A 13,915-nucleotide genomic window follows, 5' to 3' on the forward strand; every position below is an offset into this window, starting at 1 on the left:
CACCATCCCAGGAACCTTAGAAACCCAAGCTACACCCTTGGGTATACGGGTTTGGAGTATGAGGTCCGTCAATGTCTCCGGTCCCTGCCAACCAGGCAACCCGAGTGATGATCCGACCTGCAAGATACAAGACTTCACCATCTTCAAACCCCGCCAAACACGCAAACCCCCACACGGCGCGAGCCCCACATAACCGCTCAGCCGCCGCGCACCACAATCCCACAACACAACACACAAAACGGGCCGGCCGCTTCTCGCGGCCGGCCCTGAACATACCCTCTGGGGTTCAGTTGAATAACCAATGTCGGCGATGCGTCAATGCCGCTGTTTACGCTACTCTTGCTATACCCACCAGGTAACCTGCGGGGAATCTGAACTCGAGTACGATCACACCATCCATCATCGACAGCTGAGTTTCACTAAGCGGTGCAGTACGCCTTATCCGGAAGAACTGTCCTTGACGCGAGCGGGACTACTTTGTCGAAGAAATCAGGCACCTATGCACGTTCGCGGCAGTTCCTCGTCAGCCATCAACGCAACCTTCACTTCGCGCCGAAGCGTGACTCCAGCTCGTTGCCTGCCAACACTTGAGCCGGCAAAGGGTCGGAAAGCAATCCTTTAACAAGGCGCGCCGCATCTCCGAAGCCTTGGTTCGACGCCGCCATCACGATATTTCCTCTGCGCCTTCCCTTAAATACCGCGGGATCCGAAACAGCAATTATGTTGCCGAAGGTTCCTTTAAGGGTTGAGAGTTCGCGGCGCACATTCACCAGTTCCGGGCCATCACCCACATTCAACAGATATAACCCATCCGGCGCCAAGACTCTCGCAACCTCACCAACGAACCCGGCATCAACGAATCCCGACGGCGTCACATCTCCCACGAAGACATCCCGGACCACAACATCACGGCTAGCCGCCGTCAGCGTCGGAACAACATCCAAAGCATCCCCCGAACGCAACCGCAGCATCGGCGCCCGCGGCAGATCGAACCAGCCCCGCACCAACTCGTTTAGCCGGGCATCCAACTCCACAACAACCTGTCGCGACTCCGGGAACGCCGCATTCACATACCGTGGAAAAGCCGCAGCCCCGCCACCCAAATGCAAAACCCGAAGACGCGCCTCAGCATCAAAAACATTGCCCAGAATCAATGCCATCCAACGCATATACTCGAAATCCAGGTGAAACGGATCAGAAAGATTGATGCTCGAGGACGGCACACCATTCACCAAAACTGTCCAAGTATCCGGTGTATACGAGTCGCGTTCAAGCGCCACCACACCAGTCGAAACAGGCCACTGGCCTTCCCGCAGATCCTCCGGCCCTGCCGGCGGAACATCGGTGCGAGCATCAGCGCCCACATCGGACGCTGTATTCTCGCCCTGCAGCAAGCGTGATCGACGGGCAGCCCTCCCCCGCTTCCTACGCGATACACCCACGCGCCGCGTTGAGCCCCCGCTCATGAATGCGTCGTCAAATTCTTCGTTGGAACATTGCGGATCATGCGAATCTCTCGCGCGCCCGACCACTCATCCGGCAGATTCTCCACCGCCCCATCGGCAACGAAACCAAGCTTCGTATAGAAAGCGCGCGCACGAGCATTATCCTCCAGACCCCCCAAAATGCAGGAATCCTCACCAACCACAAAATCCACCAGCCGCGACGCAATCCCACTGCCATGCCACGCCTTGTCCACGTAGCAAGTGAACAGTTGCCACTTTGCGTGCGTCTCAAAACGATCCTGGTCATCAAGAATCGGCGCCGCCGTCGCCACACCAACCACCTGACCATCCGAGGTACGCGCGACCGCAAAACGCGACTGATTACCTGGGCGCGCCAGCATAGCCGACCACGCAGCCACATCTTTATCTAGGCGCGCATCCATCTCATTCAGGTCTTCTTCACCCAAATACTTGTCATAGGTATCACGCCAGCCCTGATTCTTGACACGCAAAGCATCTCTGACTGTCTCCGCAGTCATAGGCTCGATGCGCACATCAGTGCCAGCCGACGCGGGCGGGCTCGCCGCAGTAATCAAGGCGACCGCCGTGCCGGAGGAAACCTGCTCACTCAAACAACCGAACGCAGTTGAAGCGAACCGCGGATCGTCACGCAAAAGCTGCAACGCTCCATACATTCCCGTAGCGGCATCTATCGAGGCTGATTTCTTACCTGTAACGGCATATAAAGACTCCGATGACGCTGACTCCTCAGCCCACGCCCGTTCCACAGCCTCAACATCCGCATCCGCCAACGCATCCAGCCCACGCACAACCACAACCGAACCCGGCGTCGTCAACCGCAAAGCCCACTTCAAATACGTCGCAGCCGACTCAGGATCAGCATCAATCAACACCACATCAAACGGAGCCAAACGATTCCACGTCAACTGATGCAACGCACGAACCGCAGGCCCCGCATCAACAGTCCACCGCCCCGAAGCCTCACCCTCCGGGTCCAACAGACGCAAATTCTCCCGCGCCCGAGCAGCGCAGTCACGGTCAATCTCCAACGCATGCAAATGCCCATCCGCCGGCAACGCCTGCAAAAACCAACCAGACGAATACCCCAGCCCCGCACCAATATCCAGCACACGCCGAGAACGAGTCAACGTCGTCAACAACGCCAACAACTTCCCGAAAGAAGCACTCGCATGAGTATCGCCCTCCGCCTCCAACTGACGGCGAATAGTAGCCAACGCCTCAGGTTCATGGGTGACCGAAGACAGCAACCCCTGAAAAGAGAAACCCCCAACAGGAACGTCAGTCACTCAAACCTCCCACAACCACGATGCGAACCCGAACCGGCCACGCGAACTCGACCGACGCGTGCGTACCGCGTCGCCACAACAATCAGCTATCCGACTTGCTTATAGCGGACTCCAAGCGCTCAAGCTTACCGTCCAATTCCCCATCGAACCCTGGACGAATATCAGCCTTGATGACCAGCGAAACACGGGAACCGAACCGCTCCACCGCCTCGGTGGCGCGCTTGATCACATCAAACACCTCATCCCAAGTGCCTTCGATCTCCGTGAACATACTCGACGTGCGGTTCGGCAGCCCCGAATCACGGACCACCTTCACCGCCTCGGCAACAGCCTCAGCGACCGAACCATCACTGTCAGCACCAGCACCGGAAGGCGCAACAGAAAAAGCAACAATCATAAAAAACAGCGTGCCACGTTTACCCGGCGAAGCCCACCCAAGTGACACCCTTTAACTTTCGGCAACACCAGTGCTACAAAACCACGCACCCAGGCCACTATCCACAGATTTTCCAGCAATTACGTTGCCAAAGAATAATTATCCACAGATTCTAGAAATCACCTCCACGCCACACAAAAACACCCCATGATGCATCCATGGGAAGAAAACTCACACCACCACCAGAAGCACTCCACAACACTGTCTTCACGCGCCAAGAAGCCATCCAAGCCGGCCTCACACCCGGCCAACTCCGCTCACACCAATACACACGCGTAGCCCCAAGCATCTACTGCCACCGCAACACCACACCCACCCCCACCGCAATCGCCCGCGCCTACAGCAGAAGCCGCCCCCGCATCGTCATCACAGGAATACAAGCAGCCCAACACTACAAACTCCCACTACCCCACTGGATCGAAAACCCCACCACCGACCCAAACACCCCAACACCACGCATCAGCCTCTGGTCACGCACCTGGCGCCGCGACCACCCAGGCCACCACCTCGAATGGAACAAACGACGCCTCAAACCAGGCGACGTCACAACCCTCCCCGACCCCGAATTCCCCACCCACATACACATCACCACCGTCGAACGCACCTGGTTCGACCTCGCCAACATCCTCGACCTCGAAAACATGGTCATCACCCTCGACCACATCATCCGCATCCCCAACCCAAAATACGAAAACCGCGAAAAACCACTCTCCACGCCCGCGAAAATCGCGGCGTTCATCGACGCGCACCCCCACATTCCAGGCATCAGAATCGCGCGAAAAGCACTACGCCTCGCACGCATCGGCGCCGACTCGCCCCAAGAAACCCGCCTACGACTCGCCTGCCGCGAAGCTCAACTGCCCGAACCCGCCGTCAACCGGTGGATCCAAGACCACGACGGACACCCCATCGTGCGCCCCGACCTCACCTGGCCCGAAACGAAAGTAGCGTGCGAATACGACGGCGCAATCCACACAAGCGCAAAGAAACAAGTCACCGACGCGCGCCGCAACGCACTCACAGCCCGGCTCGGATGGAAGCAAATCATCGTCACAGAAAAAGACATATCACCGCAGGAGCGCCTCGGCTGGCTGACCCGGGAACGCCTCACCGCCTGGAACCAACTCAGCAAAAACAAACAGAGGCCGATGCGGCCGCTCGGGGTACGCATCGGGCATTACGGGATCAAACTGCGGGTATGGCAGCCAGCCTCAATGGGGTTAGCGCCGGCGCTGGCTCAATCACCTGTTATCCGCCAGATCCGTAAAGCGCTCGGCTACACGTTAGCGGCCTGACACCAACGCCATGATCTGCGCCCCACCCTACCTATTTCTAACCTTCGGCACCGAGAGTGCTGTTATTTCCCCAACAACGACCCAGACATTCACCAAACTCGGTGGCCATCTTCGCGTAGCTGCCGCAAAACTAGCCACCCGGTAGCGTTCAGGCATGCCGTGTTACTCCATTTCTTAACCTTCGGCATCAACATTGTCGTTATCGCCACTTTTGCAGCAGTTAAAGTGCCGAAGATGAAAAATGGTGGGAAAATGTAGGGGTCACACGTACATCCCCCCACCACACAGCGAGGACTTCATGACCCGCGGCCTGTACATTTCTGCCACTGCCCCCGGCGCAGCCAAAACGATCATCGCCGTCGGGGTGACCGAACTCCTCCACCGCCGCGCAACCCGCGTCGGCTTCTTCCGCCCCATCACCGAAGCCGACACACCCGAAAACGACACCTCGCTCAAGTACTTCCGCGCCAACTACAGCCTCACCAACGAAAACTCCGGGGTCGGCCTCACCCGCAGCGAAGCACACGAACTCATCGCCTCCGGCCGCACCGAAGAAATCTATACACTCACCCTCGAAACCTACTCAACACTCGCCGCGAACACCGACGTCATCGTCATCGAAGGCACCGACCTCACCGGCCACGACTACGGCAGCGAATTCGAACTCAACGCTCGCCTCGCCAACCACCTCGGCAGCCACATGATCGGCGTCGTCAACGGCTCCAACAAAACCGCCCATGACGTCGCCGAAGCCGTCGACCTCGCACGCGACGCCTTCTACGACGCCAACGTGTCCCTACTATCCATGATCGTCAACCGCGCCAACCCGGCCCTCCTCGACGACATCCGCACCCAAGTCCGGCCAGGCCGCTCCCACCGCAAGGTCTACGTCATCCCCGAACTCACCGACGTCACCGCACCCACCGTCGAAAACATCGCCAAAGCAACCGACGCACGCCTCATCGCCGGCACCAACAACCCCGAACGCACCATCAACAACACCATCATCGCCGGCATGAACGTCGGCTACCTGCTGGAACGCTACATCGCCGACGACACGTTCCTCATCACACCATCCGACCGCAGCGACGTCCTCCTCGCCGCCGTCGCCGCCTCCCGCACCCTCGACTTCTACTCGACCGCCGGGGTCCTCGTCACCGGGCCGCGCCCCGTCGACTCCGCGGTCTTACCCGTCCTCGCCGAAGCGCCCTTCCCCGTCTACGCGACCGAACAAGGCACCTTCACCACCGCGCAAACCGTCGCGAACATCCACGGCGACATCACCGACAACATTGCCCGCAAAAACGCGGCCGTACTCTCCGCGTGGGAAGAATCCGTCGACGAAGACGAGCTCCTCGCCCGCCTCGAACTGCCTTCCCCCGACGTCGTAACCCCCGTCCGGTTCCTCCACCGGCTCATCACCAAAGCGCAACAAGACCGCCGCACCGTTGTGCTCCCCGAAGGGCAAGACGAACGCATCTTGCGCGCCGCTGAAATCATCACCCGCCGCAATATTTGCGACCTCATCATCCTCGGCGGCCCAGAAGTCGAGACCCTCGCCCGTGAAAAAGGTATCAACCTCACCGGCGTCACCATCGTCGACCCCGAAACCGACCCGCGCACCGAAGAATTCGCGCACGAATTCTACGAACTACGCAAACACAAAGGCATCACCGAACACGATGCGCGCGCCAAAATGTCTGATAAAACTTTCTGGGCCACGATGCTGGTGCACACCGGCGGCGCGGACGGCATGGTCGCAGGAGCAGTTGGCACAACCGCCGACACGATCCGCCCAGCCCTCCAAATCATCAAGACCCGTGAAGGCGCAGATATCGTCTCATCCGTGTTCCTTATGTGCCTGCCGGAGAAAGTCCTCGTCTACGGCGACTGCGCCGTCAACCCCAACCCGACCGCGCAACAACTCGCGTCCATCGCCACCGCTTCGGCCGCAACAGCACGCCAGTTCGACGTCGACCCACGCGTCGCAATGCTCTCCTACTCCACCGGAACCTCCGGCAGCGGCGAAGACGTCGACCGTGTCCGTGAAGCAACCGAACTCGTCCACGCCCAAAACCCTGACTTCCCCGTCGAAGGACCCATCCAATACGACGCCGCCGTCGACACCAGCATCGCCGCATCCAAACTGCCCGACTCCAACGTTGCAGGCCACGCCACCGTCCTCATCTTCCCTGACCTCAACACCGGCAACAACACGTACAAAGCCGTGCAACAATCCGCCGGCGCAGTCGCAGTCGGCCCCGTACTCCAAGGACTCAACAAAGCCGTCAACGACCTCTCCCGAGGCACCACCGTCGCCGACATCGTCAACACCGTCGCCATCACGGCGATCCAAGCACAAAGCCTCACCCCGCGCGAGCACACCCAGCACCAAGACGATTAACTTCGGCAACGGGAGTGCTCTAATCCCAGTTAGACTACGATGTGGTGGGCGCCTCGCACATGCGCCTCACCTCAAGACAGCGTGTAGAAGGGTCAGGTTGCGGTGCGTATTCTCGTGATGAATTGGGGTTCTTCGTCCCTCAAATACGTGATCCTCGACCCAGAAACAGGCCACGAAGCGCTTTCTGGGAACGTTGAAGAGATCGGGCTCGGCGGCGTCGACGACCACGGGGAGGCTCTCACCCTCGTCACTGAACACATGCAGCGGGAACTCGGCGACGACCACGGCATCGACGCTGTCGGGCACCGTGTCGTGCACGGGGGAGAAAAATTCTCAGAGCCTACGCTCGTCACCCCGGACGTCATCAAAGAAATCGAAGCGCTCTCCCCGCTCGCACCGCTACACAACCCGGCCGCTGCGTCGGGCCTACGGGCCGTATCCGAACAGTGGCCGGAGCTGCCGCAAGTCGTCGTCTTCGACACCGCGTTCCACCGGACCATGCCAGAAAAAGCCTGGCGATACGCCATCCCCGACGTCCTCTACAAAGAACACGGTGTCCGCCGTTACGGGTTCCACGGCACCAGCCACGAATACGTCGCCAACACCGCCGCCGCAACCCTCGGCATCACTAGTGCTGAATTCAACGGCATCGTCGCCCACCTCGGCAACGGCGCATCCGTCACCGCAATCCGCAACGGCAAGTCCTACGACACCTCGATGGGCTACACCCCGCTCGCGGGCCTGGTAATGGGGACACGGTCAGGCGACCTCGACCCTTCCGTGGTAACGCAACTCATCGAACGCGGCCTCTACACCGCCGACGAGCTGGATATCATGCTGAACAAACGCTCCGGCCTGCTTGGGCTCGCGGGACGTTCACACATGAAAGAAGTGGTCGATGCGGCGGCAACAAACCCCGAAGCGCAGCTCGCGCTCGATGTTGCCGCGTACCGGCTACAGAAATACATCGGCGCCTACCATGTAGCGATCGGCGGAGCAGATTCACTCGTGTTCACCGGCGGCATCGGCGAAAACTCCGCGCCGTTCCGTGACATCGTCTGCAAAGGCCTCGCGCCGCTCGGGATCGAGATCGATGAGAACGCGAACAACAACGCCAGCACAGAACCCACCATCATCTCCACCGAACACTCAACCATTACAGTCATGGTCGTAGCAACCGACGAGGAGGTCGCGATCGCGAAAGCCACCGCCCACCTCCTCTCTAACCTTTAGCAACAAGAGTGTTCCAAAACTACGGTTTAAGGAACCTTCGGCAACGAAATTGCTGAAATAGACTCGCCAACAGGCACGCTGCCACCAAACTGTCGCGTAGCCGTCGTCTCGCTACTGTGCCGCCTGGCCACTGGCCCGCCAGCGAATCGCTACCATGCCGCCGCCCTGCTGCGGCTCGGCCGCTTCGCCCTCGGCTCGACATCGCGCTGACCCGCATAGCTTTACCGAATAACTACAATTTTTGTGCCGAAGATTAACGTCTGAGGGAAAACAACACTCATAAGGCAAAATGGTGCCTATGCCTCACGTCACTTCCTGCGAGGACGATATAGCGCCTAACACCACCGCTGAGGGCCCGCTACTCGACGTCAAAGACCTCTCCGTCAGTTTCAAAACCCGTCATGGCGAAGTCAACGCGGTCCAAGGCGCCAACCTCACGTTGAAGCCCGGCAGGACGCTCGCGATCGTTGGTGAGTCCGGCTCGGGTAAATCCACCCTCGCGATGGCGGTCATCGGCCTACTCCCCGAGAACGGCTCCATTACGTCCGGTTCGATCCTCTTCGAGGGCGTTGACCTCGCGACCTACTCTGACCACGACTTTCAGCGGCTACGCGGCAACCACATCGGGCTTGTGCCGCAGGATCCGATGTCTAATCTCAACCCGGTGGCGCGGGTCGGTGCGCAGATCGCGGAGACGCTGCTCATCAACAGGGCAGCCACTAAGAGCACGGTTGATGCGCGCGTCCTCGAGCTGATGCGGGAGGCGGGGGTCCCTGACCCTGAGGATAAGGCCCGGCAGTATCCACACGAACTTTCGGGTGGTTTGCGCCAGCGTGTCTTGATCGCTATCGGGCTTGCGTGCCGGCCGCGTCTTTTGATCGCTGATGAGCCGACGTCTGCGCTCGATGTGACCGTGCAGCGGGTCATCCTCGATGAGTTGGACACTTTGACGGCTCAGCAGGGTACGTCGGTGTTGTTGATTACGCATGATCTTGGTCTTGCGGCAGAGCGCGCCGAGGACATCGTGGTGATGCATCGTGGCCGTGTTGTTGAGGCGGGCCCTGCGCGCCAGTTGTTGGAGAGCCCGCAGCACCCTTACACGAGTGAGTTGGTGACGGCGGCGCCGTCGGTCGCTGCGGCACGGTTGGTGCCGGGCGCGTACGCGGGCATGCTTGGTGTTGCCGGGGCTTACGATGCGGTGGCTGGGTCTAGCGCGAGGTCAGGTTCCGGTGGGGCTGATTCGGGGTCGGGGCTTGATGCGGCAGCTGCGGCCGATGCGGCGGCCGTGGCGAAGACTGATGGCCCGTTGGTTCGTGTTGAGGGGTTGTCGAAGTCGTATCCGAGGCGTGGTGGGCGCGGTGAGGATTTTTTCGCGGCGAAGGATGTTTCGTTTGAGATTCCGCGTGGTTCGACGGTTGCGCTTGTGGGTGAGTCTGGGTCTGGGAAGACGACGACGGCGCGCATGTTGTTGGGGTTGACTGAGCCCTCGAGTGGACGGATTGAGTTTGATGGCCGGGACATGTTGCGTATGGGGAAGGCGGATTGGAGGGGTGTCCGGCGCCGTATGCAACCGATTTTTCAGGACCCTTATTCGTCTTTGAACCCGATGTATACGATTGGCCGCATCATCCGGGAGCCGCTTGACGCCTATAGGGTGGGTTCTTCTAGGCAGCGGCGTGAGAAGGTGCGTTCGTTGATGGATGAGGTTGCGTTGCCGCTCGAGTTGTTGGGGCGTTATCCCTCTGAATTGTCGGGTGGGCAGCGGCAGCGTGTGGCGATTGCGCGCGCTTTGGCGTTGGAGCCGGATCTGATTGTGTGTGATGAGCCGGTGTCGGCGCTCGATGTGTTGGTTCAGGACCAGATTTTGAAGTTGCTGGGACGCTTGCAGGCAGAGAAAGGGCTATCGTATCTTTTCATTTCGCATGACCTGGCGGTGGTGCGGCTGATTTCGGACTATGTGTGTGTGATGAAGTCGGGTGAACTGGTGGAGGCTGCGTCTTCGGAGGAGATCTTCACGAACCCGCGGCACCCGTATACACGGAAACTGTTGGCGTCCATCCCCGGCAATGTACTCGGCTTTGAGGAAGACCAGGGAGCCTGACCACCCCCGTTAACCACCTTCGGCATCGCTAGTGCTGAAATTCGGCCCCGAGGGGCCTTTTCAGCACTAGCGATGCCGAAGATACAAAACGTCAGTAGAAGTGGACCTTATCGACCACGTTCTTCATCTCTTCACCGGCGAGCCAGGCTTTCGCGTTCTCAATGAACAAGTTCACGACCCTCTCTGGCTCCTTGTTCGACAGTGCAGCGTTGTGCGGGGTAATCATCACTTTCTCGTGGCGCCACAGCGGGCTCTCCGGCGCCAACGGTTCCCGCTCCGTCACATCCAGCGCAGCGAAACTGATCTTCCCCCGATCAAGCGCCTCAACCAAAGCTGCCTCATCGATCACCGAGCCGCGACCCACGTTGACCACAACCGCATCGTCCTTCAACGCGTCCAAAAACTCAGTGTCCACGAGGTGGCGGGTCGCTGACGTGCCGGGTAGCGTCACAACGAGCGCGTCCACCTCGCCCAGCGCGCCGTGCAACTCATCCATCGGGATGACCCTGTCCAACCCGTCAACTGGGCGCCCTGAACGCGAAGCACCCCAGACTCGGGCGCCAACAGCAGAGAACACGGCTGCCGTGCGGGAGCCGATGCCGCCCAAACCCAGGACCAGAACGGTCATATCTGCGAGTGCACGCATCGTCCAGCGAGGCTCCGGCCAATGAGAGTTCCGTTGATCTTCCTGGATGCGGGGCAGGTCTTTCGCGCCGGCGAGGACCCCGAATAGCGCGTACTCGGTGAGGGTTTGCCCGTGGACGCCGGCCGATGTGGTGGCGGTGAATGTTTCGAGGCGTTCAGGGCTGATGTTGGCGCGTTTGATTTGTGCCCCGCCGCCGGCCGCGGTGGTGTGAACCCAACGGAGTTTGTCGTTTTTCTCCACGATTTTGCCGAGGAGAGTGCCGGATTCGTCTGGTACTGCGAAGAGTGCGTCGGCAGTTGCGAGGAGCTCTTCGTAGCGTTGTTGTTGCTCTGCGGTGCGGGTGAAGTTCGGGTCACCGGGCCAGTCTCCGGGGTATCGCGCTGGCGGTTGCAGGTCAGGTGCGCTGACGATCTCGCATTCCGGAAGTTCGGTGCTGATGCGGCTGGTGAGCTCTTCGTTCAGCGGGGTTGCGATAACGATGCGGGGGCGCGTTTCCTTCTGCATGCTAGCTCCTGTGGGATGGGGTTTGGTTTGGTTGCCATCCTAGTGCGCGGGCGTGTTGAGCAGCGGTGCGGTCTGCCCCTCGTTTTAACCTTGGGCAACGTAATTGCTGAAATTAATCGTTGCGGGGTTAATAACTGCAATTTTGGTGCCGAAGGTTACTTACCTGGGGCCGAAGGTTAGTTAGGGCGTGGGGGGGTGGGTGCGTCTTGTAGTGCTTGCCGCAGCTCGGCTGGGTAGTTGCCGGTGAGCTCTTCGACCCCTAGATCGAGTAGGTAGTGGGCGTCTTCGAGCGTGTCGACTGTCCACACACGGTGCTTCGTGCCTTGGCGTATCCATCGGTGTACATGTTCTTCATGCGCCCGGATGAACGATACTCCTGGGCCCGCCAGGAGTTGAGCAGTTTCATCGAGCATTTTCATCGCAGCGTTTTGTCGCGACCTTTGTAGCTTGGTCAGTCTCTTATTTTCAATGAGCATACATACCTTTTCAGCTCCGCAGACCTCGATCATGCGGCGTACCGAGGTGGGGCTGAAGCTCATAATAGAAGCACTCACGTTGCCGAAGGTTAAAGAGGAGGGGGTGGAGCGGGCCTCCAGGATCGCCAACACCGCTTCATCGAGGGCCGGGTTGTGTGCGGGTGTGTGTTTCACTTCGATCGCTACCTCGATCGGCCGGCCAGCCGCCTCCGCGATATCGAGCAGGTCATCCAACGTCAAGAGCTGCTCGCGTGTTCCCCCGTATTCGGCTGGCCAACTCGGGTTCTTCCAGCTGCTGAAGTCCAATCCGCGCAGTTGCGTCAAGCTATGCTCGCTCACCGGACCTGACCCGTTCGATGTCCGCCCGAGTTTCGCGTCGTGATGCACCACAACCTCGCCGTCGGCGGTGAGCCGCACATCGCATTCCAGCCCGTCGGCTCCGTCCTGGATTGCTTGCATGAAGGCAGCGCGAGTGTTTTCGGCATAGCGGCCTGATGATCCGCGGTGAGCAAATATGCGTGGCACGCCTTCAGCCTAGCTTCTTACGCCCTGAGCTGTTAACGATGCGGCGCAGGTGTTTAGATTGGATTGTTCATTTTCATTGAGGAGGATTCCGTGCCGTCCACCCCTGCACTCAACCAACAGCCGCCCAACCAACAGCCGCTCAATCAACAACCGGCCGACAAAGAGCCAACTAGCAAGGAACCCTCCCCGTTCCAGCTCGCTACTAGCCCTAACCTGAGTGCTCCTACCGATGAAGAGCGGCGCCAGGCTCTTCGCAAAATGAAGTTCGTCGCGACGGCACTGCTCGCAATACTGGCTGTGATTTTTGCGGTCGGTTTTGCGTTGCAGGATCGTTTTGTGTGGGCTGGTTATGTTCGTGCTGGCGCTGAGGGCGGCATGGTTGGTGCGTTGGCGGATTGGTTTGCGGTGACGGCCTTGTTTCGTAGGCCGATGGGTTTGCCGATCCCGCATACGGGTTTGATTCCTCGGAAGAAGGATCAGATTGGCGATAGTTTGGGCGCTTTTGTTCGTGAGAATTTCTTGAATGATGAGGTTCTTGAGAAGCGTTTGGCGAATCTTCGTGTTGCGCAGCCGTTGGGTGGCTGGATCGCTGATCGTGAGCGGGCTGAGCAGCTTTCGGGCGAGCTTTTGACGATCGCGTCTGGGCTGATGGAGGTTGTCGCGGATGAGGATTTTCAGCGGGTCGCTGAGGGTTTGGTTCGTGAGCATGTGGTTGAGCCGCAGTGGGCTAGCACGGTTGGCATGGTTTTGGGCCGGGTTGTGGATGATCGGCAGCATGTTGCGGCGGTGGAGTCTTTGGTCGATCAAGCGGCTGGGTGGTTGCGGGAGCATCCGGAGGTTGTTCATCGGTTGGTTGCTGATCGGACGCCTGGCTGGTTGCCGTCGCGGGTGGATCGGTTGATCGGTGAGCGTTTGCATCGGGAGTTGGTCAGTGTTTTGGAGGCGGCGCGGTCTGATGCGGCTCACCCTTTGCGTGTGAGTGTGGATGGTTGGTTGGCCTCTGTTGCTGATGGTTTGCAGCGGGATGCTGTGACGCAGGAGCGTTTTGAGGCTTTGAAGGTTTCGTTGGCTTCGGATCCGCGGTTGCGTCAGGTTGCCTCCGATGTGTGGGTTCAGATGAAGCGGTCTGTGTCCGATGCTGCGGCTTCTGTTGATGCGCCGTTGCGTGAGTCTTTGACGCATGGCTTGGTTGATCTTGGCCGGCGGTTGGTTGGTGGCGATCCGTTTGCTGCGAAGGTCGATGTGTGGGCTGTTCAGGCTGCCCGGTGGGCTGCTGTGCGGTATAGGGATAAGGCTGTTGAGCTGATTACGGATACTGCGCGTGATTGGGATGCGTCTCAGGCTACGGATCGTATCGAGCTGATGGTGGGTAGGGATCTTCAGTTCATCCGGATCAACGGTACTGTCGTGGGTTCGTTGGCTGGTGTCGCTATTTTTGCGTTGGCTAGTTTGGTGAGTGCCGGGCTCTCTTAGCGTTGAGTGTATTCTGTGGCGGGCCGGATGTGGGGTCCCTCTTGGCCGG

At 59.5% G+C, this 13,915-nt stretch carries 10 protein-coding genes; 5 read left to right on the forward strand and 5 right to left on the reverse strand.

The genetic code is table 11. The features are described from left to right. Positions 1-542: 542 nt before the first annotated feature. The 3 genes from HMPREF3175_RS04345 to HMPREF3175_RS04355 all read right to left on the reverse strand — a co-directional run bounded on the left by HMPREF3175_RS04345 (position 543) and on the right by HMPREF3175_RS04355 (position 3,170). A complete protein-coding gene (locus HMPREF3175_RS04345; RefSeq protein WP_070490859.1) occupies positions 543-1,364 on the reverse strand; it encodes a spermidine synthase in 822 nt (273 codons plus the stop codon). A gap of 98 nt (positions 1,365-1,462) precedes the next feature. Further along, entirely contained in the window at positions 1,463-2,773 is a 1,311-nt protein-coding gene (locus tag HMPREF3175_RS04350) for a GNAT family N-acetyltransferase (RefSeq protein ID WP_070490827.1), read from the reverse strand. Positions 2,774-2,855: 82 nt separating this feature from the next. After that, positions 2,856-3,170: a thiamine-binding protein gene (locus HMPREF3175_RS04355; RefSeq protein WP_070490829.1), complete on the reverse strand. Its 315-nt coding sequence runs from the start codon at positions 3,168-3,170 to the stop codon at positions 2,856-2,858. A 197-nt stretch (positions 3,171-3,367) separates the two neighbouring features. On the opposite strand from HMPREF3175_RS04355, the gene HMPREF3175_RS04360 reads away from it, so the two are divergent. The 4 genes from HMPREF3175_RS04360 (at position 3,368) to HMPREF3175_RS04375 (ending at position 10,242) form a co-directional block, all read left to right on the forward strand. Further along, entirely contained in the window at positions 3,368-4,504 is a 1,137-nt protein-coding gene (locus tag HMPREF3175_RS04360; protein WP_070490830.1) for a hypothetical protein, read from the forward strand. Positions 4,505-4,802: 298 nt separating this feature from the next. Continuing rightward, positions 4,803-6,908, forward strand: a complete 2,106-nt coding sequence (gene pta, locus HMPREF3175_RS04365) for a phosphate acetyltransferase (protein ID WP_070490833.1) — start codon at positions 4,803-4,805, stop codon at positions 6,906-6,908. 102 nt (positions 6,909-7,010) lie between these two features. Next, positions 7,011-8,141 carry an acetate/propionate family kinase gene (locus tag HMPREF3175_RS04370; protein WP_070490835.1) on the forward strand — a complete coding sequence of 377 codons (1,131 nt, stop codon included), beginning with the start codon at positions 7,011-7,013 and terminating at the stop codon, positions 8,139-8,141. A gap of 298 nt (positions 8,142-8,439) precedes the next feature. Continuing rightward, positions 8,440-10,242, forward strand: coding sequence for a dipeptide ABC transporter ATP-binding protein (locus HMPREF3175_RS04375; protein ID WP_070490836.1), 1,803 nt, complete (start codon positions 8,440-8,442; stop codon positions 10,240-10,242). A gap of 91 nt (positions 10,243-10,333) precedes the next feature. Here HMPREF3175_RS04375 and HMPREF3175_RS04380 read toward each other — a convergent pair whose 3' ends face one another. Next, positions 10,334-11,392, reverse strand: a complete 1,059-nt coding sequence (locus tag HMPREF3175_RS04380) for a D-2-hydroxyacid dehydrogenase (protein WP_070490838.1) — start codon at positions 11,390-11,392, stop codon at positions 10,334-10,336. Positions 11,393-11,568: 176 nt separating this feature from the next. Continuing rightward, a complete protein-coding gene (locus HMPREF3175_RS04385) occupies positions 11,569-12,393 on the reverse strand; it encodes a glycerophosphodiester phosphodiesterase (RefSeq protein WP_070490840.1) in 825 nt (274 codons plus the stop codon). 90 nt (positions 12,394-12,483) lie between these two features. Here HMPREF3175_RS04385 and HMPREF3175_RS04390 point away from each other — a divergent pair, with 90 nt between their 5' ends. Then, positions 12,484-13,866 (forward strand): DUF445 domain-containing protein, encoded by a 1,383-nt coding sequence (locus HMPREF3175_RS04390; RefSeq protein ID WP_141742462.1) that lies wholly within the window; start codon positions 12,484-12,486, stop codon positions 13,864-13,866. The last annotated feature ends 49 nt before the right edge of the window (positions 13,867-13,915 follow it).

The organism is Arthrobacter sp. HMSC08H08, assembly GCF_001807575.1.
Lineage (GTDB): Bacteria > Actinomycetota > Actinomycetes > Actinomycetales > Micrococcaceae > Pseudoglutamicibacter > Pseudoglutamicibacter albus.